The organism is Pseudoalteromonas sp. meg-B1, from assembly GCF_003173795.1.
In the GTDB taxonomy this organism is placed as follows: Bacteria; Pseudomonadota; Gammaproteobacteria; order Enterobacterales; family Alteromonadaceae; genus Pseudoalteromonas; species Pseudoalteromonas undina.
The window spans coordinates 447,042-470,134 of record NZ_QGQU01000001.1; the positions used below are offsets into that span (position 1 = coordinate 447,042).

Annotated in this window: 18 protein-coding genes; 8 read left to right on the plus strand and 10 right to left on the minus strand. The window is 39.3% G+C overall.

Annotation, left to right across the window (positions count from 1 at the left end):
• The first annotated feature begins 478 nt into the window (after nt 1-478).
• From acs to DK924_RS02095, 3 genes are all read left to right on the plus strand, one after another.
• Complete coding sequence (acs, locus tag DK924_RS02085; protein WP_010387762.1) at nt 479-2,419, plus strand: acetate--CoA ligase; 1,941 nt, start codon at nt 479-481, stop codon at nt 2,417-2,419.
• Between the two features lie 92 nt (nt 2,420-2,511).
• Nucleotides 2,512-3,162: a response regulator transcription factor gene (locus DK924_RS02090; RefSeq protein WP_008111545.1), complete on the plus strand. Its 651-nt coding sequence runs from the start codon at nt 2,512-2,514 to the stop codon at nt 3,160-3,162.
• Between the two features lie 159 nt (nt 3,163-3,321).
• Nucleotides 3,322-4,929 (plus strand): AbgT family transporter, encoded by a 1,608-nt coding sequence (locus DK924_RS02095; RefSeq protein ID WP_008111547.1) that lies wholly within the window; start codon nt 3,322-3,324, stop codon nt 4,927-4,929.
• Nucleotides 4,930-5,472: 543 nt separating this feature from the next.
• On the opposite strand, the gene DK924_RS02100 is transcribed toward DK924_RS02095, so the two are convergent.
• Both DK924_RS02100 and purU read right to left on the minus strand, forming a co-directional pair.
• The gene (locus tag DK924_RS02100; RefSeq protein ID WP_109874234.1) at nt 5,473-7,359 is read right to left on the minus strand and encodes a hypothetical protein; all 1,887 of its coding nucleotides are present in this window, start codon (nt 7,357-7,359) and stop codon (nt 5,473-5,475) included.
• 456 nt (nt 7,360-7,815) lie between these two features.
• Entirely contained in the window at nt 7,816-8,646 is an 831-nt protein-coding gene (gene purU / locus DK924_RS02105; RefSeq protein ID WP_075169719.1) for a formyltetrahydrofolate deformylase, read from the minus strand.
• A 406-nt stretch (nt 8,647-9,052) separates the two neighbouring features.
• Between purU and DK924_RS02110 the strand changes: the two genes are divergently transcribed.
• On the plus strand, nt 9,053-10,720 hold the full coding sequence (locus DK924_RS02110) for a methyl-accepting chemotaxis protein (RefSeq protein WP_010387768.1): 1,668 nt from the start codon (nt 9,053-9,055) through the stop codon (nt 10,718-10,720).
• Nucleotides 10,721-10,943: 223 nt separating this feature from the next.
• On the plus strand, nt 10,944-12,296 hold the full coding sequence (locus tag DK924_RS02115) for a magnesium transporter (protein WP_010387769.1): 1,353 nt from the start codon (nt 10,944-10,946) through the stop codon (nt 12,294-12,296).
• Nucleotides 12,297-12,652: 356 nt separating this feature from the next.
• Here DK924_RS02115 and DK924_RS02120 read toward each other — a convergent pair whose 3' ends face one another.
• The 7 genes from DK924_RS02120 to DK924_RS02150 form a co-directional block, all read right to left on the minus strand.
• On the minus strand, nt 12,653-13,648 hold the full coding sequence (locus tag DK924_RS02120) for a GGDEF domain-containing protein (RefSeq protein ID WP_010387771.1): 996 nt from the start codon (nt 13,646-13,648) through the stop codon (nt 12,653-12,655).
• Nucleotides 13,649-13,989: 341 nt separating this feature from the next.
• The gene (locus DK924_RS02125; RefSeq protein WP_010387773.1) at nt 13,990-14,367 is read right to left on the minus strand and encodes a DP-EP family protein; all 378 of its coding nucleotides are present in this window, start codon (nt 14,365-14,367) and stop codon (nt 13,990-13,992) included.
• Between the two features lie 54 nt (nt 14,368-14,421).
• Entirely contained in the window at nt 14,422-17,679 is a 3,258-nt protein-coding gene (locus DK924_RS02130; protein WP_109874235.1) for a winged helix-turn-helix domain-containing protein, read from the minus strand.
• 62 nt (nt 17,680-17,741) lie between these two features.
• The gene (locus tag DK924_RS02135; RefSeq protein WP_109874236.1) at nt 17,742-18,569 is read right to left on the minus strand and encodes a mechanosensitive ion channel family protein; all 828 of its coding nucleotides are present in this window, start codon (nt 18,567-18,569) and stop codon (nt 17,742-17,744) included.
• Between the two features lie 37 nt (nt 18,570-18,606).
• A complete protein-coding gene (locus DK924_RS02140) occupies nt 18,607-19,338 on the minus strand; it encodes an LrgB family protein (RefSeq protein ID WP_075169714.1) in 732 nt (243 codons plus the stop codon).
• Nucleotides 19,331-19,684, minus strand: coding sequence for a CidA/LrgA family protein (locus DK924_RS02145; RefSeq protein WP_109874237.1), 354 nt, complete (start codon nt 19,682-19,684; stop codon nt 19,331-19,333). Before DK924_RS02145 ends, DK924_RS02140 begins: the two co-directional genes overlap by 8 nt.
• 83 nt (nt 19,685-19,767) lie before the next feature.
• Nucleotides 19,768-20,559, minus strand: a complete 792-nt coding sequence (locus DK924_RS02150) for a crotonase/enoyl-CoA hydratase family protein (RefSeq protein ID WP_055013216.1) — start codon at nt 20,557-20,559, stop codon at nt 19,768-19,770.
• Between the two features lie 288 nt (nt 20,560-20,847).
• Between DK924_RS02150 and DK924_RS02155 the strand changes: the two genes are divergently transcribed.
• From DK924_RS02155 to DK924_RS02165, 3 genes are read left to right on the plus strand one after another with little or no spacing between them, the layout of a single operon-like run.
• Nucleotides 20,848-21,168 (plus strand): HI1450 family dsDNA-mimic protein, encoded by a 321-nt coding sequence (locus tag DK924_RS02155; RefSeq protein ID WP_055013217.1) that lies wholly within the window; start codon nt 20,848-20,850, stop codon nt 21,166-21,168.
• Between the two features lie 46 nt (nt 21,169-21,214).
• Nucleotides 21,215-22,027 carry a DUF481 domain-containing protein gene (locus DK924_RS02160; RefSeq protein WP_054201958.1) on the plus strand — a complete coding sequence of 271 codons (813 nt, stop codon included), beginning with the start codon at nt 21,215-21,217 and terminating at the stop codon, nt 22,025-22,027.
• A 27-nt stretch (nt 22,028-22,054) separates the two neighbouring features.
• Entirely contained in the window at nt 22,055-22,540 is a 486-nt protein-coding gene (locus DK924_RS02165; protein ID WP_054201768.1) for a hypothetical protein, read from the plus strand.
• 58 nt (nt 22,541-22,598) lie between these two features.
• On the opposite strand, the gene DK924_RS02170 is transcribed toward DK924_RS02165, so the two are convergent.
• Nucleotides 22,599-23,084, minus strand: a complete 486-nt coding sequence (locus tag DK924_RS02170) for a peptidylprolyl isomerase (RefSeq protein WP_008111743.1) — start codon at nt 23,082-23,084, stop codon at nt 22,599-22,601.
• Between the last annotated feature and the right edge of the window lie 9 nt (nt 23,085-23,093).

The window sequence follows — 23,093 nt, forward strand, 5'->3', positions numbered from 1 at the left end:
TAGATAAGATATTGGGGTCTGTTGACCTTTGCGGATTAAAATTTGTTCAAACTAGGGGCGATTAAATCATGGCGCGAGGTTTGTAACCTAGTGGGCTCGATAACTGCTCCTGCGTTATTCTACTGGCTTACATCCATGTAAGAATAAGTAAAAACCGAGCAAAGCTTCCGCGTCCTGCTTACGCCCCTTACCTACATCCATGTAGGCAACAAAGAGTAAATCGCCCCTAGGCAGAACCCATCGGGCAGCGCCTGTTTGGCATTGATGCTGCGTTATCGCCTATTTATGGGGAATAACCACACCACATAGGCTCTGCCTTGCCTAAATACCAAACAGACTGCTGCAAATTTAACCTTGAAAGGTCAACAGACCCTAGTTATTTGAACCCAGATACAACTAATGTCTAATATTTAATAGTGCACTGCTGAGTAATCCTTGATGAAAAGCCTAAGGCAAGTAATATAAATTGGAGACTAATATGTCACAAAGTATCTATCCAGTTCCTGCGCAGATAAAAAACGCAGCGCTCGTCGATAATGAAAAATATAATACGATGTATAAACAGTCTATTGAAGACCCTGAAGGGTTTTGGGCTGAGCACGGTAAGCGTCTTGACTGGTTTACTCCATATTCAAAAGTAAAAAACACTTCATTTGACAAAGGCCATATCAATATTAAATGGTATGAAGATGGCTACCTGAATGCCTCTTATAACTGTATTGATCGTCACTTAAAAACAAAAGCGGATAAAGTAGCATTAATTTGGGAAGGTGATGATCCTTCACAAAGCGAAAATATCACCTACCAACAGCTACATGATGAAGTGGCAAAGTTTGCCAATGGTTTAAAAAAATTAGGTGTTAAAAAAGGTGACCGTGTAGCCATTTATATGCCAATGAGCCCGCAAGCTATATACGCAATGCAAGCTTGTGCCCGTATAGGTGCTATTCATTCAGTTATATTCGGTGGCTTTTCACCGTCAGCTATTGCGGATCGTATTAATGATTCGGGTGCTAAAGTGGTGATCACCTCAGATGAAGGCCGACGTGCAGGTAATTGTGTACCGCTAAAAGCCAATGTAGATGAAGCCGTATTACAAGATTCAGTCACCACCGTTGAGCATGTAGTGGTACATAAACTAACTTCAGGCGATGTTGATTGGCACGACCATGATATTTGGTGGCATGACTTAGTTGCAGACCAAGCGCCAGATTGCGAACCTGAACACATGAATGCTGAAGACCCACTGTTTATTTTATATACCTCAGGTTCTACAGGTCAGCCTAAAGGTGTGGTACACACCACTGGTGGCTATTTAGTGTATTCATCTATGACCCACGAATACATTTTTGATTTAAAAGACGATGATATTTTTTGGTGTAGTGCTGATGTTGGCTGGATCACAGGTCACAGTTATATTGCTTATGGGCCGCTCGTTAATGGGTGTACACAAGTCGTATTTGAAGGCGTACCAACTTACCCAACTGCTGGTCGTATGGGCGAAGTGGTTGATAAACATAACGTGACAATTTTATACACAGCACCTACTGCCATTCGTGCATTGATGGCTAAAGGCGAAGAGCCGATTGCAAGCTCACATCGTGACAGCTTACGCATTTTAGGTTCTGTGGGGGAGCCGATCAATCCAGAAGCATGGACTTGGTACTATGAAAAAATTGGTAAGTCGAATTGTCCGATTGTAGATACTTGGTGGCAAACCGAAACCGGTGGCATCATGATTGCGCCATTACCAGGTGCAACTGATATGAAACCTGGTTCTGCAACTCGTCCATTCTTTGGTATTGCACCAGCGTTATTTGATGCTGAAGGTAATACATTAGAAGGTGCGGTTGATGGTAACCTTGTAATTTTAGATAGCTGGCCTTCACAAGCACGAACCGTTTATGGCGACCATGAGCGCTTTGAACAAACCTACTTTAGCGCTTATCCTGGTGTGTACTTTACTGGTGACGGTTGTCGTCGTGATGAAGACGGTGATTATTGGATAACAGGACGCGTTGATGACGTACTTAATGTGTCTGGGCACCGTTTAGGTACTGCGGAAATTGAAAGTGCGTTAGTGGCTCATGAAGCTGTAGCTGAAGCGGCAGTAGTAGGCTACCCGCATGATATTAAAGGCCAAGGTATTTACGTTTACATAACTCCTAACGAGGGTGTAACGGTGAGTGATGAGCTAACAAAAGAGATCCGTAATTGGGTTCGTAAAGAGCTAAGCCCAATAGCATCACCAGATATGATTCAGTGGTCTCCAGGTTTACCAAAAACACGTTCTGGCAAAATTATGCGTCGTATTTTACGTAAAATCGCGGCAAATGAGCACCAACAGCTTGGTGATACTTCAACACTTGCGGATCCGTCAGTGGTTGATGAGCTAGTAGAAAATCGATTAAATCGTTAATTTCGCGTTAAAAGCTTGATTAGAAGTTGATTCTAAACGTAGTATATCGGCTGTTGTCTATTGGATAGCAGCCGAATTTTTGGGAGTGAACAATGAGTCAGTTTTTAATAGCGGACGATCATCCGTTATTTCGTGAAGCACTAAAGGGCGCTTTGAGTGCAAAGTTTGCAGGTTTAGAAGTATTTGAATCAGCGGATTTTGATAGCACATTGCAGGTGTTAAGCGAACAAGAAGATCTTGATATATTACTACTAGATTTACACATGCCAGGTAACGGTGACTTATACGGCTTGATCCGTATACGTGAAGATTACCCAAGCCTACCTATTGCGGTTGTGTCGGGTAGTGAAGATGTAAATATTGTTTCGAAAGTTATGGGTTATGGGGCAATGGGGTTTATTCCTAAGTCATCATCATCTGACGATATTGCCAACGCAATTAACCAAATACTCGAAGGCGATACTTGGCTGCCAACCGAACTAAAAAGTAAAGTGGCTGAAATAGAAGGCGCAGATAGAGAAATTGCTGCACAAGTAGCATCACTTACTCCACAGCAATACCGTGTATTACAATATTTGCACGAAGGGTTACTGAATAAACAAATTGCGTACGAACTTCACATTTCAGAAGCCACAGTCAAAGCTCACATCACTGCCATATTTAGAAAACTCGGTGTTTATAATCGAACTCAAGCTGTTTTAATTGCTGCAAAACTACAACTAGAACCGATAGAGCAAGCTTAAGCAGACTAAATAAGAGGCGAGAGCCTCTTTTTTGTAACCCCATCACAATAAAACCCATCAGTTAATTACCATGACATAACAAGTCATTCATCTTTATTACATGACCTGCTCAGAAAATAATGCTAGGTTACGGGCATTTTGTAATTAAGAGAGCATGGTATGTCAGACTCAATGGACTCACCACACACATCCCAAGATGAAAATCAGGCCGCAAAGGGCGGTTGGTTTAATCGATTTTTAGCCACGGTAGAATTTTTAGGGAATATGCTTCCCCATCCAATTACCTTATTCGCGCTGTTTTGTATTGCCATTATTTTATTTAGTGGCGTTGCTGATTGGTTTGGACTTAGTGCTATCGATCCACGTCCAGAGGGCTCTGCTGGACGCGATCCTGATGGTGTAATTGAAGTAGTTAGCTTACTCAGTGCCGAGGGCTTACAGCGTATTGTAACGGGCTTGGTTACTAACTTTACCAGCTTTGCCCCATTAGGCACGGTATTAGTGGCATTATTAGGTGTAAGTGTTGCCGAGCATTCAGGGTTATTGTCTGCGGCAATGCGTGGCATGGTTATGGGCGCATCTAAACGCTTAGTAACTTTTATGGTGGTATTCGCTGCTATTTTATCAAACACAGCATCTGAGCTGGGTTATGTCGTATTGATCCCCCTAGCGGCAATGATATTTCATAGTTTAGGTCGTCATCCGCTTGCAGGCCTTGCTGCAGCGTTTGCTGGTGTATCGGGTGGCTATAGTGCTAACTTATTACTTGGCACTATCGATCCGTTATTAGCGGGTATTACAACGCCTGCAGCACAAATGATTGACCCAACTTACCAAGTAGGCGCTGAAGCAAACTGGTATTTTATGATGATTTCAGTATTGCTAATTGCTGTTTTAGGTACGCTTGTTACAGAGAAAATTGTTGAGCCACGTTTAGGTAAATATAACCCAGATGAAGCCAGTGAAGATTTAGCTCAAAATAATATTGCCGGTTTAACTGCCAAAGAAAAATCAGGTTTAAAATGGGCTGGTGTTTCATTACTTGTTGTTTCGTTGTTACTCGCTTGGACGATTGTTCCAGCAGACGGTATTTTACGTAACCCTGAAACAGGTCTAGTTGCACACTCTCCGTTTTTAAAAGGGATTGTTGTTTTTATTTTTGTTACCTTTGGTATTCCGGGTTTTGTGTATGGTCGCGTGGTTGGCACCATGAAAAATGATAAAGACGTGATCAATGCCATGAGCAAAAGTATGAGCTCTATGGGCATGTACATTGTATTAGTGTTTTTTGCTGCGCAGTTTGTGGCATTTTTTAAATGGACTAACTTAGGCACCATTTTAGCGATTAACGGTGCCGCGTTACTACAAGCTCTTAGCTTAACTGGGCCGGAAGTATTTGTACTGTTTATTTTGATGTGTGCTTTAGTGAACTTAACTTTAGGCTCATCGTCAGCGCAGTGGGCAGTAACAGCGCCTATCTTTGTTCCTATGCTTATGCTTATAGGTTATGCACCCGAGACAATTCAAGCGGCTTATCGTATTGGTGATTCAGTAACTAACTTAATTACCCCGATGATGAGTTACTTTGGTTTAATCCTCGCGGTTGCTACTAAATACAAAAAAGACATGGGAATAGGTACTTTGGTAGCCACTATGTTGCCATACAGCTTAATCTTCTTTGTTGGCTGGGTGGTACTGTTTTACTTATGGGTATTTGTTTTAGGTATGCCAGTAGGCCCTGGGGCACCAACGTATTACACACCCTAGTTAAGTAAGGTTTATTATTTACTTATAAAAATGCCAGCTTATTAGCTGGCATTTTTAATAGCTATATAAAGCTAATTATGAAAATACGACGGTTTTATTGCCATTAATAAACAGCTAGAGTATTACCAAATTGGTTTAATAACATGCCGCCTAAACAAAGGCTTCTTTTGGAGCTAATAATACAACTTTGGTTTTTTCTTCGCCGTGCAGTGCCTCTTTTACGTTAGCAGGTAATCCTTCGCAAAGTTATAATAAAAATCGCAGCGGGATTAGCCTGTGAGTTCTGCTCTCATTAAAAGCGTTGTGCATCTTTATCAACAAGGCCTAATAATATCTAAATTATGCTGATTACAGAGTTTGGTAATTTTGGCTAAGCCTAATATCGTTTGCGTATTAGTTGGTTAGTGTATTACTTATTTTCCTCATTCCCTCCCTGTCTTTACTGCGCTTGCAGGGGGGAATCACATTTATATCAAAGTGTAGAGAGGGGGGTTTTAGTTTGGAAAGATGCCACCTAGTAATAAGGTGGCATATATAGATAAGCTAGTTTTTTGGCTCAGACGCTAAATCGTCTTCCTGACGTAAAAAACCAGCGGCTTCCTCATCATCTTTGGTTAAAGCTGGCTGCATAGGCATAGCCCGTGTTTGCTGGTTTAACTGGTGCAGTTGAGATGCATTGCCTAAATCGCGTTCGCTAGTGATAGAGGCAATTGATTCTCGATCTTTCAAAAATGCAATTACATCTTTTTTGATTGCTTGTAATTGACCTTCATCTTTATGCATTTCCATAATATGTCGAGGATGCTCGAGGTTTTTCATGCCTGTAGCTGCAAAGGTTGTAGAAACAATGCGCGAAACAATCACCCAAGGCGTTATGCTGCTACGTACCAAGGTATTTTCCGAGCGTGTGCTATCATGAATACCGGTGCCCGTTGATATTTTTGACTCAGTAAATGTGCCCTCGCACTTGAAGTACACGAGTAAAGATTCAAATTGCATTTCAGCAAAAAATAAATGGGCACTATTGCTCAGCAGCTGAGCAAATGCTTTAACTAATATGCCGATAAGCAATAAATGAACACTTGCCATTAACAGCTCGCTAAACTCAATAATATTTTTATTATTAAAGGCTTGTTCAATACTATTTATATTAGCAGCGTCAATATAGTGGTAAATATTAATAAAAGAGTAAGCAAGCAACACAGTAAAGGTAAGCGCTACAATGTAGAGTAAGTTACCACTAATTAACGCAACTAAACGAGAAAGGTTAAAGTGCTTACCTAAATCCATTGTGTGTAGTTTAGGCTGAATCTCTTGAATCATTTCGCCTTTAAACCCGCCTTTTCCTTCAATTTGCTCTTGTAGTTTAGGATCTAGCTCACGATAAACCCTATTAGGTACTTCTTTATAACGGCGATTAGCCATTACTAAGTTATCAAGATTTATAAAAATTTCATCTGGATGAACAGACTCTTGCCAGTTTTCACGTAGTTCTGATACTTCAGCGCTTGGTGTCACTTCGTTTAAACGCGCTTTAATCATCACAAAAACAAGTGCACAACTAAGTGCAGCTAAAATAATAATGGCAGTTAAATAGAGGCCCGCGTTAAGGTTGGGTAATTGCTCAAGCCAATTGTCTATTTGTTGTTTGCTTATGCGCTGTTCCTGCATTACCCACGACATAGACAGGCCTATAGCAATGGGCAATATAAAGGATAAAGAAATGATTTTAGCAAGAGCACCAGTACCTAAGGCTTCAATATTTTTCTCTGCATTACGTGAAATAGGTTTGCCAGAAGAGCGCCAAGAAAACAGCACATAAAACATTAATATGGCACTATATATTGGAAAAGCTAGTTCGCCAGCTTCACCGGTAAAACCAGACAGTGACACAAAGGCGACCAATGCATAAGCGATAAGAGCAACCAGTGTGCTTATCCATGAGCCAAATAAACGTTGGGCAACATTACGTATTGGGTAGGGTAAAAATAATAGTTTTGGTACTAAACTATGTAGCAAACGCGATAAAAAGCCATTCGGTTCTTTAAAAGTACTGTTTTTGCGACCAACAAGCATTTCTTCTAATGTTTGCGCAGTGTAGGCTACTTCGTTTTTTTCTTCTTGTGCAGTTGAGGTTTGTGACTTACTAAAATTAAACGCCAACGATGTTGGGTGGTTTCTACCTACGAAGTACTTAAGCGTTGCATAAATACCACCCGATAAAGTCCGAATGCCTAGGGCGAGTATTAACATGCCAAATATCATTAAGATCCAACCTGCTGTTGCATCTTCCTTTACAGAGCTAGACGCGATAACAAGCAAGCTGATGCCAACAACAGATTCAATAAGCCCTCTTATTGCTTTTACTTTACCTTCCAGTTTGAAAGGGTTTTTTAGTCCAAGATCGATTGATCCGTAATCAAAAGCCATCAAATGCTCCTTATAAATAGTACACCCTAAAAAGGGAATATCAGCATAGCTACAATAACGCATGCATTAAGACATTATTGCTTAATTTCTGATTATATATCAATAATATTGTTCAGCTTAAGGTTACTTGAATATGATAAGTTAAATCTCTTAAAAGTTGTTATTACTCAAAAGGGAGTGTAGTAAATAACCTAATATTTCAGCTAATCCATAAAGTGAATGGTTTTGCCAAGAGGAAAATTGCATATTTTGGCCGTGAAGGTTGATAGTAAAGGCCGAGGAAAATAATGATATAAATCTAACAAAAGTCGCTATTTTCGGTTCTAATAGAAAACAGCTGATACGTAAATTTACTTTGTTTTATTAAGGTCTCTTAACCAGTGTTTAGGTTTAGTTATATTGAATAAACAAATGCCAGCTTATTAGCTGGCATTTTTAATAGCTATATAAAGCTAATTATGAAAATACGACGGTTTTATTGCCATTAATAAACAGCTTATGCTCTGATGCTAGTTGCAGTGCTTTACAAAACACCGTTTTCTCTACATCTTTACCCATTTTAGCCATCATCTCAGCTGTATTCGCATGGGTCACACTCGATACGTCTTGTAAAATAATCGGGCCTTCGTCTAGCTCATTATTAACAAAGTGAGCCGTGGCACCAATAATTTTCACACCACGTTCAAATGCCTGGTGATACGGTTTTGCACCAATAAAAGCAGGTAAAAATGAGTGATGAATATTAATGATTTTACCCTCAAAACGACCCACAAATTCAGGGCTTAAAATACGCATGTATTTAGCTAGGCCAATAATGTCAGGGTTATAGCTGGCAATTAAGTCACCGACTTTTTCGTCGTGCTCACTGCGCGTAAGTCCTTCATGAGAAACCACATGAAAAGGAATATTAAACCCTTTCACTAGAGGCTCTAGAGTAGGGTAGTTAGCGATAACGGCGAGTATCTCTATGTTTAGAGCTTGTTCAAATTGCTTTAATAACATGCCGCCCAAGCAATGAGCTTCTTTTGTGGCTAATAGTACCACTTTGGTTTTTTCTTCACCGTGCAGTGCCACTTTTGCGCCAGCTGGTAATACTTCGCGCAGTTGTGACAAAAACTCAGCATGTGGTTCGCCTGTAAGCTCTGTGCGCATAAAAAAGCGTTGTGCATCTTTATCAACAAATTCGTTGTTACGAATAATATTTAAATTATGCTGATTACACAGTCCGGTAATTTTGGCGATTAAGCCTATATCGTCTGCGCATTGGGTGGTTAGTATATAACTCATTTTCCTCATTCTTACCCAGTGGTTAGTTGCTTCATTATTTGTGTTTTAATTTAGAAAGCAAGACCTTTGTGTGATAGCCAATGTTTAATTTTAATTTACGCTAAGATAGCGTTAGTAAGGTTAATTTAGCTTTAAGTAAGTTTAACAAATTGTGTTCTAGTAAGGATTTAAAACAAGGAACTAAATCAGTTGTTTATTACTATATTTATACTATTGTCTAGTTAAAAAGTTGTTTTTAGTGTGCTTTACTAGCATACGAGTATATTAAATTGCGAATTAACTCTGTTTGTGCTTAATTTGTATACAAGTGTGGCGCTATTGTAAGTAATATAAACAATGGAAACTTAGCTGCTAAGCGGCTGAAAAATAAAAAGCTTAATGGCTTATAATGTTAATTGGAGAAATAATGGGTAATTTAAGCTTAAAAAACAAGTTGCTACTGTTGGCTGTTTTACCATTGATAGTATTACTAATCAGTTTTATGGCGGGCTCTTATTATTTAGAGAAGCAGAATCAACAGCAAAACTTTAATGAGTTCAAAACTAAATTAATTGCTGATAAACAAACCTTGCTAAGAACAGAAATAGAAATCGGCTCTAAAGTAGTGCAATACCAATTAGCACAAGGAAATGAACAAGACGCTAAAAATGCGTTGCGAGATTTAACCTTTGGTGAAGATGGTTACTACTTTATTTATGATACCAATGGTATTAGTGTTTTTCATGCCTTATTGGGTGATGCAATAGAAGGTCAAAATAAAATAGGCATGACCGACCCAAACGGTAAAAAAATAGTGGTTGGCTTACTTGAGCAAGCGCGTAAAGGCGGTGGCTCGTTTACCTATCATTTTCAAAAGCCCAATACCACAGGCTTAGTCGAAAAAATTGGTTATGCTGCAATGATCCCAGGTACCAATTGGATGATAGGCACTGGCACGTATATGGATGATATTGAAGCTGAGCTGGTAAAGTATCAAGCAACTATGGAGCGCCATTTAAGCGAAAAAATGACCACTTTGGTTTTAATATCACTTCTGCTTCTTGGTTTAGCAGCAGCCGGTGCGTTGTATGCTTCTAATAATATGCTAAAACCGATTAAACGTATGGTGCAAAGCTTAGATGATATTGCTAAAGGGGAGGGGGATTTAACCCGACGCTTAGAAATAGATACTCATGATGAAATTGGTCAGTTAGGTGAATCTTTCAATGTATTTGTGAGCAAGCTACACAGCATTATTGCCGGTGTGGTTGATGTAACAAGTGACGTTAAAACAGCCTCTTCAGATATTAATACGCAAACATTACTCATAGAAGACAAGTTATTAAAGCATAACCATGAAACCGATTTAGTGGCAACAGCGATTACCGAAATGTCAGCAACCTCGCATGAAGTTGCGCAAAATACCACACAAGTTGCAGTATCAACGCAGGCGGCAACAAAAGAAGTGGCTAACGCGCAAGATTGTGTGGATGTTTCACTGAGCGAAGTATCAAACTTAATGGGCGAAATTAATCAAGCAGCAGAGCAGGTTAACTCGTTAAGTGAGCAATCTAAAAAAATTAACAGCGTATTGAGTGTAATTGGTGGCATTGCTGAACAAACAAACTTATTGGCATTAAATGCGGCAATTGAAGCGGCACGCGCAGGTGAGCAAGGTCGTGGTTTTGCGGTGGTGGCTGATGAAGTTAGAAGCTTAGCGAGCAGAACCCAAGACAGCACATTAGAAATTAACGAAATGCTAAGCGAGTTACATAATTTAGTAACGGCAGCTGTTGATGCTATGCATGCGAGTCAACAAAGCTGTAATCGTTCAGTTGAGTCTTCTCGCGCTATTTCTGAAAGCTTAGGTGCGGTAACCACGTCCGTGACCACCATTAATGATATGAGTACACAAATTGCTACAGCGGCAACAGAGCAAAGCAGTGTAACAGAAGAAATTAACCGTAACGTGTATGCGATTCAAGAAATAGTTAATGAATTAACACAGTCGAGTAAAACCACTTCTTCAGTAAGTCAGCACCTAGCAGGGCGAGGTGAAAACTTGGGTGACCTAGTAGGACAATTTAAAATATAGATAGCGTGATTTAAATTGCTAACTACGCTAAGCCGTAACATTATTTGTTACGGCTTTTTTATTGGTTGGCGCTGAGTGGGTGATAGTAGCTATAAATATCTAACGACACAGAGATTTTTTAATATTTTTATTCGTCTCTAATGTACACTATTAGCTATTCTTATTAATAAGTGCTTACTTATTACAGTAAATTTATAGTGAAAGACTATTTTAGGGTTTTGAAATGATAGAGTATCCGGTTGATCAGTTACCACAACTCATAAACGACTTATTGCAGTGTGATACCACAGAGCGCAAAAATAAATTACTTATAGATGCTCAACAAACCTTATCAACCGAACACTTATCTTTGTTGTTTGAAGCTATTCCTAAAGAGCAACGCCTTGAAATTTGGCATTTATTAGATGAAGACACGCAACACGAAATTTTCGTTAATTTAAGTGAAGATAGCTGTTTGTGGTTATTGCAGACTCTAGATGACAGCGACGGTTTTAAATTATTGGACGAAGTTAACGTTGAAGAGCTGCTTGAGTTAGAAGAAGTTATTCCACAACGTTTTATTGATTATGCAAAAAAGCAGCTAGATGAAGCACAAACCAAACAATACGAACTGGCGCAACAATATACACCTGAGCAGTTAGGTCACTGGATTGGCTTTGATTTTTTAAAGGTGTCTGACAAGCTCACTGCGGGTGGCGCTAAAAAGCTGCTACACAAAGGGTTACCGCAGTACAGCGAAGTGATTTATTTAGTGAGCCGTAAAGGTAGCTTAATCGGCGAAGTGGCAGTTAATGACCTAATAAAAGCAAATGATAACGAGAGCTTAATGACTCTTGCTAATCATGACTTTACCTCATTGCACGCAGACCATGATTTATATGAAGCCGCAGAAGTGGTTATTCACAGCGAGCAAATGGCCATGCCCGTGGTTAATGCCGATAACAAACTAATAGGGCGTTTAACCATTGCATCGGCTTACGAGTTACGTCAAGAAATTGCTGACGAAGCAGCAGCAAAAGCCGGTGGTTTACGTGAAGACGAAGATTTATTTGCCAGTGTTCGTAAAAGTGCTAAAAACCGTGGTATTTGGTTAGGTATAAACTTAGCAACAGCATTTTTAGCTTCGTGGTTTATAGGCTTATTTGGCGCCACCATAGAACAAGTGGTGGCACTTGCGGTATTAATGCCTGTAGTGGCGTCAATGGGCGGAATAGCGGGTAGTCAAACCTTAACAGTTATAGTGCGCGGTCTTGCGCTTGGTCAGGTTACCGACTCAAACCGTAACGCTCTACTCAAAAAAGAGCTGCGTGTAGGGGCGGTAAATGGCTTGGTATGGGCTTTAGTGATTGGTTTGCTAACGTATCTATGGTTTAACGATATTATGCTTAGTATAACCATTACCGTGGCAATACTGCTGAATTTAGTGGCTGCATCGTTGGCGGGCGTAGTGATCCCGTCTATTTTAGATAAAATGAAAATTGATCCAGCATTATCAGGCTCAGTTATTTTAACCACAGTAACTGATATTGTCGGCTTTGTGACCTTTTTAGGGTTAGGTAGTTTATTGTTACTTTAGGGTCTGTTGATCTTTCAAGGTTAAATTTGCAGCAGTCTGTTTGGTATTAAGGCAAGGCAGAGCCTATGTGGTGTGGTTATTCCCCATAAATAGGCGATAACACAGCATCAATGCCAAACAGGCGCTGCCCGAAGGGTTCTGCCTAAGGGCGATTTACTCTTTGTTGCTCGGTTTTTACTTAGCCCACTAGGTTACAAACCTCGCGCCGCGATTAAATAGCCCCTAGTTTGAACGAATCTTAATCCGTAAAGGTCAACAGACCCTAGTTTAATCAGCTGTTATTTAACTAAACGCCACCTCCATGAAGTGGCGTTTAGGATAGATGTAGCGTCATGAAAAGTCCTTTAATTTAAACTTTAAACAATCGTACTTATTTTATTTCTGCCTTCCGTTTTTGCCCGGTATAAAGCCGTGTCTGCGGCATATAACAGCGCCTCGTAGGTGCGGTACTGGTTATTATTTTCACAGGCAATTCCTTGGCTTACCGTAATTTTAACCTCTGGCGGCAAACCTAAGTCGGTAAAGCTCATTTGTGCAATTTGTTGTTGTATATGGTTGGCCACAACGGTGGCGGTTTTTATATCGCAACGGGGTAAAATAATTGCAAACTCTTCACCGCCATACCTAGCAGCTAAACACTCTCTAGATGGAATGCACTGTAATAGCATTTTTGCTATTTTCTGTAAGCATTTATCGCCTTTAATATGCCCGTAGGTATCGTTGAATTTTTTAAAGTGGTCAACATCAATTAATATACTGGTTAAAGGTTGTTGGCTTTGAATACTCTCTTGCCAGTATTTTTTTAACGACTCATCTAAAGCTAAACGGTTAGCAAGCCCAGTTAAATGATCGGTTGAGGCCTGTATTTTTAAACGGTTATACATGGCTTTATGAGTACTAAGATCGTGAAGTATACATACGTACAACTTTTGTGCCGATGTGATACTTTTTGGCATACTTGATATTGATAAGTCAGCTTCAATCACATCGCCATTGGCTTTGTTTATAGCAACTTCATTTGGGCCAATGCTAAGAGGGGTGTCCTTAATACCAATCCAATTTAATAAGGTCTGTTTATATTTATCAAGGTCTGAACCGTGTAAAAACGACAGTAAATTTTCGCCTATCAGCGACTGTTGAGAGTAACCAAGTAATTGAGCAGCTTTTGGGTTGGCAAATTCAAAACCACCCTGTTCATTCAGTACAAAAATACCTTCGGCGGTGCCATTAAATAATTCAATTAATGCATCAAATTGAGTATGAGAAAAAGAGGATGATAAAGCGCTATCGAAGAGCAATGCTTTATCGTTATCAGTTGCTGCAGTCTTTTTATTGTTAATTTGTTTCGACACGTTTTAGCCTTAGCATGGTACAGACGTTTTTGATGTCTACAAATTTACTTAAAAAAGTGCAATTAAACCTTTCGGTAATCTTCTGAATTTAATTGTTTGATTTTTAATGTCTTTTTTGTGTTTGTGTTTGTGGTTTGGTTTTATTTGCGGTTTAAATAGCAGTTAGTGTGTTAAAATTTATTGTTAATTAAAATATTCATTTAAATTTGTTGTTGGTTATACAACATTTAAAACTAATTAGTAATAATATGAACAACTTTTAAAGTTATGTATGTTTGAACTTTCTAAATAAAAGACGCTCATTTAGTTCACAGCTAAATGAGCGTTTTGAGTTCTAAATATTAACGAGGTTCATTTCTAACTTGTGGATCTGCGCTAATGTATTTTTGGATTGTTGGGATTGCAACAATAAACTGCAAGCATAAATCACCTGCATTTTTATTTGAATCAACAACCACTATAGATTGACCACCGTTGATTATTTTAAAACTAAAATCTTCTACTATTGGCCCACTCAGCTCTGCGCCAACAAAATAAAAACCACGCTTAAGCGTTTCTTCATCTAAAGTATAGACACCATGAGTGTTTGGAACTGTTACCTCTCCACCACCTGATACCTCATGACCATTTTCTGTGTATTTGAATACAGCCTCGTCGTTCTCATTAATTGTTACGTTAACACTAAATTTTATAAGTTGATTGTTATCTACTGTAGTCATTGTTTACATCTCTTTTTTAATAAGTAGTAGGATACTACTGAATATATTTTTAGTTTATAAGTCGAAATTATTGATACCAAATTCTTTAAGTATCTTTATTTTTTCGGGAGCTTCAGACAAGCGATCTAAGCAACTATATGCCTGTAATAGGGGAAAAAGAATATCAATATCATTTGTTTTTTTAGCTATATTTAAGATTGATTTTAGAGCCTTGTGGCAAAATAATTTTCGCTTCTCATTATTCTCTTTAGATGCTGCTAATTTTGCTTGCGCCAAATATATGCTGGCTATATGAATGCTATTATTAATGCCTGAGTTTTCTTCAATTCCTAGTGAAGTTGTATATCTGTTTAACTCATCCATGAATTTCTCTGCCAAGGTCGATTGTTTGACTTTGACAAAGTAGCGAATCAAATTGACATAGATACCCGTGATATTACGATTTTTCTCTGATGTATGTAAGAAGTTTATAATGCTTTCAATTAAAGAAATATTAGCGAGCTCAGCGTAAATTAAGGTTTGGTTAGTTAAAAACTGAAAATATTTTTCTTGGAATTTCTTATTTTTTGGATCCTGTTTTAATGCTTTTTTTTCAGCCTCTAATGCTTTTATTGTATGCAAAAAAGCTGGCTGTTTATCTGGCAGGTAACTTAGTAGATTGGCTTGATGGGAGTGCGTATAGGCCAGCATCTCTAATAAGTTTGCATCATTAGGATATAATGAGGTTAAAGTATTTAAAACTTTTTCTGCTTGTTCATAAGAATTTAGCGCATTTCTGTAGTTACCTAAGTGTACTTCTGTGCTAGCAATCCAGCTAAGAGTATCAGCTCTATCAATTAATAAGTTTTTATCGTTTGGAATTAAATTAAGCGCTTCATTTTTAAGGGCGAGCGACTTTGTAAAGCGTTGTTTCGCGGCAGTGTAGTTAAATTGCTTTAAATACAAAGAGCCCAGCGAATTATGCGAATACGATAGCTCCATAATCGAGTTAAAATCATTCGGTGCTAATGAATACATTTTCTCGCTGTAGGCATGATATTTTTTAAATAATGGCTCAGTAGCAGCGTAATTACTTTTATCATAATGAAGCTGACCGAGCCAAAAGGCATTAGCACCGGCGAGTGTGAGAAGCTCTAAGTTGTTTGGCTGAATTTTTAATAATGCTTCAAGGCGAATGCGGGCGTTTTCAAAGGCGGTAAAGGCTTCATCGGTTTTACCCCGTGAATAGGCGACTTCACCCATGGCCTCAAGGGTTTGTGCGTACTGAAAGCGACTTTTAAATTCTCCTTGTTGACTGCTAAAGTTAAATAGCGAGCTTGGTTTATCAACTTGATTAGTAAAATATTCAAGTGCTTTATTACTAATGCCATCAAGTAAGTCCATACGCTTTACGCTGCGTAATTTATCGGCAAAATCACCAACCATAAACCCTAGTAAGCTTTCGGCCTCTTGGCGCTTTTGCTGTGCAAGTTGCTGCGCTTGAAAGCTGGTAACACTCATAAATAGGGCAACACAGGTAAGTAAACAAAGCAGAGCGACGGTGCCGCGTTTTATGGTTGTTTTTGTTTTACTGTGTTTAAGAGAGCTGGTTATAAGCGCGCGTTCGTCATCGTCTAGTTTAAATATGTTGTCGTTTAATAAGGTAACGGCCTCTTGCAATGGTTTACCCGGTGCTAACAGGTAGGCGTTACTTTTGTGCTCATTAAGCCATTGCTGCGTGTGGTGGTGTAAGCGGCTTTTTATAGCAAGGGCATCTTTATGGTCATTAATCCACTGTTTGGCACGTGGCCATTGGCGTAATAATGCCTCGTGGGCAAGGCTAAAGTAGGCTTCTTGGTTTTGTAAATGCGATACAAATAAGCGGCTATCGACCATGGCTTGAACCAGCTCTTTTTGGCTGGTGTTGGTTAACGCTTGTAAGCGGGCCGCGCGGCTAGTAATGGTTTTACCATCTGGGTTTAGCGTTACTAATTGCGATAACACGCTTTTTAGTTGCTGTTGTTGCGCTTTAGAAAGCCCTATAAATACCTCTTCGGCTTTTTTACCAATGGCACCCTCAATACCGCCGAGTTTTTCATACACACTGTGCAATAACTCATTATTATTACTGCGCTGTAAATACAGCTCTTGCAGTGTGTATTGCAACATGGGCAGGGCATCAGGGTTGTTGGCGGTATCGGCGCAAAGTATTTCATCCAGCGGGGTTTTGGTGTTTGGGTCTTGTGAAAACGTTAAATTAGCGGTTAACGCTGGCAAGCGAATAATTTGTTGTAGCTCATGGCGATTTGGCGGGGTTAAATCGTAATGCGCACCATGAGCTTTGCCCACCATAAGGCTTGGTTGCTCAACCACTAAAGGGTAAAAATCGTTACGACAGGCACTAAATACAATCACCGCTTTAGAGGTCGCTAAACGCTCAATAACAGATAAATAATGACTTCGGGTGTCGTTACTAAATAGCGGTGAGGAAAGTAGCACTTCTAAGCGGTCTATAAACAAAAACAATTGCGGCGTTTTTGCTGCTGTTTGGGTATTTGCAATTGTATTTTTTAAGCAACTAATAACATTGTCTATGTCATGTTCTAGTTGCTGTGCCAGCGTTTGTGCGCTTAGCCCTGTAAATACTGGAATGTCGTTAATATCCCAATCGAGCATAGCTGAGGCGAGATCTAAATACAGCCTATTTTGAGCTACATCTGCAAAGTCGAGTTGGGTGTACGACATTACTCTAATGCCGTTATAGCCTCGCTCGTCGAGTAGTTTTGGCAATATACCCGCATTAACTAATGATGATTTACCCGTGCCACTAGGGCCAAGGATTAAGCAAAATGCGCGCTGTAATGTTACTTGGTTTGATACGCTCTCTAATAACGTGCTGATGGCCTTATTACGACCAAAAAATAAGTGGGTATCGGTTGGGTTATATGCACTCAAACCTAAAAAAGGAGAGCCGCCTTGCCAGGTGTTAACTTGGCTGGGGAGTTCATCAGCCAATGGAAACTCAACCGTTGCAATAACCCTATAACCACGTTTACGTATGGTTTCTATGTATTGCGGGGCGCTTGCCTTATCACCCAGAGCTTTTCGTAACTGAGTGATAGTTTTATGCAGAGGGTTATCGCCGGTTTCTGTGTTTGCCCAGCAGTGAGTTAATAACGCGTCGCTACTCACAATCTCTGCTTGGTTTTGACACAAGTACAGCAACACATCCATAGCTTTGGGTTCTAGCTGTTTTTGTTCTTCAGCGCGTTGAATGGTGTTACTGGCAGGAGTTATTTGCCATTCACCTAAATAAAAGGGCGGTTGATGCATAATTGGCTCATTTTTATAGTTATAAGTGCATTTAGCTTTTTGCTTTAATTACATGACTCATGCTAGTTATTTTTATTAAGTGTAACAATGCGCTGTGGAAACGGAATTTCGATATTTGCATCGTTAATTGCTTTATACACGCTGGCGTTAATAGCGAGCTTAGTTTCAATAATTTTAGTGGTAGGAACCCAGTATCGATAGCTAATAGTAACGCCGCTATCAGCAAAGCGTTCTATGCCAACTTGTGCATTGGGTTGCTTAGCAACCAGTTCGTGATTAGCTAATGCGTTTTCAATAAGGCTGATCGCAGTATCACTAGAGGCGCTGTAGGCTATGTCTATTTCACCTTTTACTAAAGAGTAGTTAAATGAGTTATGTAGGATTTCGCCAACGATATGCTTATTGGGAATGGTTATTTCTACTTTTTCTTCATTAATTAACACGGTGTGACCCAGTTCAATTACTTTTACTTGGCCACTAACCCCTTTTACTTCTATGGTATCGCCTACCACAAATGGCCGCGTGGCAATAATAGCAAGCCCGGCGCCATAATTAGAAAGCATGCCTTGTAATGCTAAGCCAGCACCTAAAGAAGCGGCACCTATTGCAGCAACAAACGGGGTAACACTAATGCCAATTTTACCAAGCGCAATTATGATCACCATAATGATCAGCAGTACTTTAACTACATTACTAACAAAGTTAGTTAAGGTGATATCAACGTTATGTCGAGTCATCAAATTGGCAACTACTTCGGCAAGTTTTTTCGCCACCCAAAGACCAACCAGTAGAATAAAAATAGCACCGACTATTTGCATACTATAGGTGACTAAATACTCGGTAAGTAGGGCGTAGTACTTTTCAAATTGTTGAATTTCGGAACTGATCATGGTGAGCTCTAGTTTTAGTTATATTGGTATCAACTTACTATAACAAAGTGCTCACTAAAATTGGATATAATAGTGGTACTATCACCGCAGTTAATAGCGCACTCAATGCCATAGCCACCGATGAAAACGCCCCTATTTTTGGATGTTCGGCAATTGCAGCCGCTGTACCTATAGCGTGACAGGCCGTTCCCATTGCAATGCCTTGTGCCTCAAAGTTAAATATTTTAATTAATTTTAGTAACAAAAAGCCAAACAAAGCCCCAAGCAAACCAATAAAAATAACCATAGCAGCGGCTAGCGAGCTGATCCCCCCAAGTGAGTCGGTGACAAGTAATGCAATAGGTGTAGTAACGCTAAGTGCCGCAACTGAAGCGCTGAGCTGCGATGGGACAGCAAATAAAACACTTAATACAAAAGCCACCAGTGTGGCGTTAATAATGCCAATACTGCAGGTGACTAAAATGAGTAAAAAGTTTTTTCGAATATGCATAAACTGCTGATACAAGGGGAGGGCTAACGCGACTATGGCCGGCTCTAATAACCACGTTAACAACCGACTATGCGAAGCAAATTGTGAATAGGGTAATTTAAGGTTAACGAGTAATAAGGCAATAATGCCGATACTTAAAAATACGGGGTTCGTGAGGGATTTTAAAATGCTGTGACTTACTCTCACATTGAGCATTTTAAGTCCAAAAAAAAGAGTAATTATAAAAGGGATGGTCAACCACCAAAGGCTTGGCGTTATTGCACTGATTTGCTCATTCATTGTTTTCAGTGCCCTTAAAGTGGCCAACCACACTGGCTACTAAAATTAAGCTACTCAAGGGCACTATAATCATCACGGTGGTTAAAAATGGCCAATGTGTTTTTATAAGTTCTAAGTGTTCAATAAAACCAACGCCTGCAGGAATAAAGAAAATAGGCATTACATTTAAAATAGGCGAGGCGCATGGAGTAAGTTGCTGCTCTTTAACAATGCCTGATAAAAGTAGTACCAGTAAAATAACCATTGCTAATAGTGGCGCAGGAAAACTGGCATCAATAAAGTGCATAATAAGTTTACCTGCTGCTAAGCAAAGCAAAATGATAGCGCTACTTAAAAAGTATTTCATGGCGATGACTCAATACAATAGAGGATTATCACTTTAACAAATAACGCTGTTTTGTGCATTGTGCCTTAGTATTACCATCAATGTTACCAGTGCTTGGCGTTTGAAAACTCAATACCAGTTTTACCTTTTGCTTTAGCAATGGCTTTTTTAGTATTAGGGTTGCTTAATAAGCGAATTTGGCTCCATGTTTCTTTAGCGAGTATTTTTCGAGCTTGGGCTTTATAGCTTTGTTGAGTTACTCGTTTTATTGCCGCCAATGTGTCAGGTGAACGCGCTTGTAATGTTTCAAGCATTTCTTTAGTTGCTTTATCGGTATCTTCGGTTGTTTTTGTTACTAAACCGAGTTCAAAAGCGTCTTGTGCGTTTATTGGTTCGGCATGGCTTGCTAGCCAAAGTGCTTGGTCGCGTTTTACTAAGCCTGAAAGCATAACATTAGCGCCCATGTCTGGGCATAACCCCCAGCGCGCTTCCATAATGGCGAGTTTGGCGTCGTGGTGAACAATTCGGTAATCGGCACCCAGTGCTATTTGCAACCCTCCACCAAGACAGTTTCCGTTTATTTTAGCAATTACAGGCACACTCAATGACTGCCAGCCCAGTACGACCTTTTGCGCTAGGTTTTGATTACCAGGAAGCCATTTGAATAGGAGCTTTATGATATTGAATGGTGAAGCCATAACCGCGTTAATATCGAGTCCCGCACAAAAGTGTTCGCCCTCACCGGTTAATACAACCGCACGAATACTGGCATCTTTTTTTATATTTTTAATCACCTTGTTAAGCTCAACAAACATAGCAAAGCTTAAGGCATTTTGTTTTTCTACACGATTTAATGTAACAGTGGCAATACCCTGTTTTTTTTCTAATTTTATCATTATGCACTCCTCTGACCTGTTGTTTGAGCTTATGTTTTTATTGATGTTAAGTAAAGTGGATGAAGATGAATAAAAACAAAGTGAATTTTTTAATGTAAGTTGGGTCTATTCCCTTTAAAGGAAAATTTAATTTAAAAGGTCAGCAGACCTTAATACAAACCCATCCAACAATATCTATAAGTATTAGGTAAAAGTAAAAAAGCCAGTATTTAACGTGTTTTTTTTATCAAAACCCTAGCAACTTTTGATATTATGATTGCCACTTAAAAGCTCAGAGGTTAACCATTCATGTCAGGTCCACGTTTATTTACGGTAGAAGAAGCAACTCATCAAGCTTATGATATTTTTTTAGAGCTGGCTCCCAATAATTTAAGCGACAAAGATATTGAAGAATTTAACCTACACCGTGAAGAACTAGGCTTTATTGAAGAAGATGAGCCCGATGAACAGTGGCAAGACTTTGTTGCCCTAGAAATTGAACCTGAGCATTTTATTCAAGTATTAGTTGGCCTTGAGTTTGATAACGAAGACGTATTATTTGCGAAAATTTTAATTAGCCGTGATAAAGACGCGCCTTTTTGTCATATTTTGTGGAAAGAAAGTGAATAACCATTTCTCTGCTTTTTTGTTATTGCCATATGTAAGAGAACGTATTTTGCGAAACTCCTTTGTATTACTGCTTTTATTATTTAGCTGCTTTAGCTGGGCAGTTGATCCCTTTGAAGATTTTCATGAGTATGGGGAGCTCTCTGATGAAGAAATTCATGAGTTACACAAAGGCGAAGTATTGTATGGTGATACCGAATTTGGTTTTATTTTAAGTAAAGGTAACACTAATTCCACCAGTTTTAAGCTTAAAGGGAATCTTTATCAAGATTTTGAAAACTGGCGAAATCAATTCAAAATAGACTCTTTGTACAAACGTGATGAAAACGAAGAAACGGGTGAGTCGGATGTGACTGCTAATCGCGTGTTTTTCTCTGCACAGGGTAACTATAAAATAGGCGTTAAAAACTCGTCTTTCTTTATTTACGGAGATTATGAAGAAGATCAATTTAGCGGCCTTGATTTTAAAAGTACGGTAGCAACCGGTTATGGCGCACGTGTTTATCAAGGGGTTAAAAATAAGGTAGATATAGATATTGGCCCAGGTCTATACCGCTCAGTTGCTGATGATGAGTCAACAGCACTTGAAGACGATAAAGACAAAATGGGTTATTTACTTCGTATTGCAATGCAGTGGGAGAGGTTGGTATCTAAGCGTACCCGATTTAATCAAGATATCAGTATAGAACAATCTTTGTCTGGACTTAACTCTCGGTTAAAGTCAGAAACGGCATTAATTAGCCAAGTGGTTGGCGCGGTATCGTTAAAATTTGCTTATATGTATCGTTATAATTCTAAGCCTGAAGAAGATAAACTAAAATACGATTCAGAGCTCAGTGCCACCTTAGTGTACAGTTTTTAATTTTTTAACTTTTTAATAGAGAGTGTTATGTATCAGCATAAGCAGTATGCGGTATTTATATTTGTAGTATTAGCGTGGATCAGTGGTTTTGTTGCGCTTGCATGGAATTTAATTGGTGCCGATGCCCCGTTAATCGTATTTGCGGGTATTTTAGTGCTGGTGGGTTTTTTGTTCCACGGTTTAACCATTAAAGTTGACGAAACTCATGTTAGCTGGGCATTTGGCCCTGGTGTTGCAGGCCAAAAATTAGCATTAGAAGATATTGTCGATGTAAAAGCAGTACAAAATTCATACCGCCATGGTATTGGTATTCGCATTACACACGATGGTTGGATTTATTCGGTATCAGGCTTTAGTGCGGTGCAATTAACGCTTAAAGATGGCACTCAGTATCGCTTAGGCACGAATGATCAAGCTGGATTAGTCGCTGCGCTTGAAGATAAAATAACCCCTGTTGAAATGCCAGCAGCAGAGCCTCAAGCCAAATTGCGAACGCAGAATAATATGCTATAAAAAAAGCGCCTTAGGCGCTTTTTTATAAACTTATAGCAATTTTATTATTTAGCGGGTTTTAGTGCTCGTGGCCACAGCCGCCTTCACCATGTACGTGGCCATGCTCAAGCTCTTCGGCTGTTGCATCGCGTACTTCTAAAATTTCTACATCAAAGTTAAGTGTAATACCGGCAAGTGGGTTATTACCATCAACAATCACTTCTTCATCTTGAATATCGATGATCATTACTGATTGGTCACCGTCATCTGTGGTTGCACGAAATTGCATGCCCACTTCAATTTCCATACCTTCAAACATTGATTTTGGTACAGCTTGCATTAAGTGATCATGACGCTCACCGTAACCTTCTTCAGGCTCTACTTTTACACTTAGTGTATCGCCAGCTTGCTTGCCTTGCAGCGCGTTTTCAAGCCCTGAGATCAGGTAACCTGTACCAACGATAAAAATTAATGGCTCACCGCCAAATGAGTTATCAATGGTATTGCCGTCATTATCTAAAACAGAGTAATGCATTTTTACCACTTTATTTGCTGCAACGATCATAGTCATTCC

Excerpts from the sequence above, each read along its gene's own strand:
- acs (WP_010387762.1), top strand. The coding sequence starts at position 479 with ATGTCACAAAGTATCTATCCAGTTCCTGCGCAGATAAAAAACGCAGCG.
- DK924_RS02090 (WP_008111545.1), top strand. The coding sequence starts at position 2,512 with ATGAGTCAGTTTTTAATAGCGGACGATCATCCGTTATTTCGTGAAGCA.
- DK924_RS02095 (WP_008111547.1), top strand. The coding sequence starts at position 3,322 with ATGTCAGACTCAATGGACTCACCACACACATCCCAAGATGAAAATCAG.
- DK924_RS02100 (WP_109874234.1), bottom strand. The coding sequence starts at position 7,359 with ATGGCTTTTGATTACGGATCAATCGATCTTGGACTAAAAAACCCTTTC.
- purU (WP_075169719.1), bottom strand. The coding sequence starts at position 8,646 with ATGAGTTATATACTAACCACCCAATGCGCAGACGATATAGGCTTAATC.
- DK924_RS02110 (WP_010387768.1), top strand. The coding sequence starts at position 9,053 with ATGGGTAATTTAAGCTTAAAAAACAAGTTGCTACTGTTGGCTGTTTTA.
- DK924_RS02115 (WP_010387769.1), top strand. The coding sequence starts at position 10,944 with ATGATAGAGTATCCGGTTGATCAGTTACCACAACTCATAAACGACTTA.
- DK924_RS02125 (WP_010387773.1), bottom strand. The coding sequence starts at position 14,367 with ATGACTACAGTAGATAACAATCAACTTATAAAATTTAGTGTTAACGTA.
- DK924_RS02130 (WP_109874235.1), bottom strand. The coding sequence starts at position 17,679 with ATGCATCAACCGCCCTTTTATTTAGGTGAATGGCAAATAACTCCTGCC.
- DK924_RS02135 (WP_109874236.1), bottom strand. The coding sequence starts at position 18,569 with ATGATCAGTTCCGAAATTCAACAATTTGAAAAGTACTACGCCCTACTT.
- DK924_RS02140 (WP_075169714.1), bottom strand. The coding sequence starts at position 19,338 with ATGAATGAGCAAATCAGTGCAATAACGCCAAGCCTTTGGTGGTTGACC.
- DK924_RS02145 (WP_109874237.1), bottom strand. The coding sequence starts at position 19,684 with ATGAAATACTTTTTAAGTAGCGCTATCATTTTGCTTTGCTTAGCAGCA.
- DK924_RS02150 (WP_055013216.1), bottom strand. The coding sequence starts at position 20,559 with ATGATAAAATTAGAAAAAAAACAGGGTATTGCCACTGTTACATTAAAT.
- DK924_RS02155 (WP_055013217.1), top strand. The coding sequence starts at position 20,848 with ATGTCAGGTCCACGTTTATTTACGGTAGAAGAAGCAACTCATCAAGCT.
- DK924_RS02165 (WP_054201768.1), top strand. The coding sequence starts at position 22,055 with ATGTATCAGCATAAGCAGTATGCGGTATTTATATTTGTAGTATTAGCG.
- DK924_RS02170 (WP_008111743.1), bottom strand. The coding sequence starts at position 23,084 with ATGATCGTTGCAGCAAATAAAGTGGTAAAAATGCATTACTCTGTTTTA.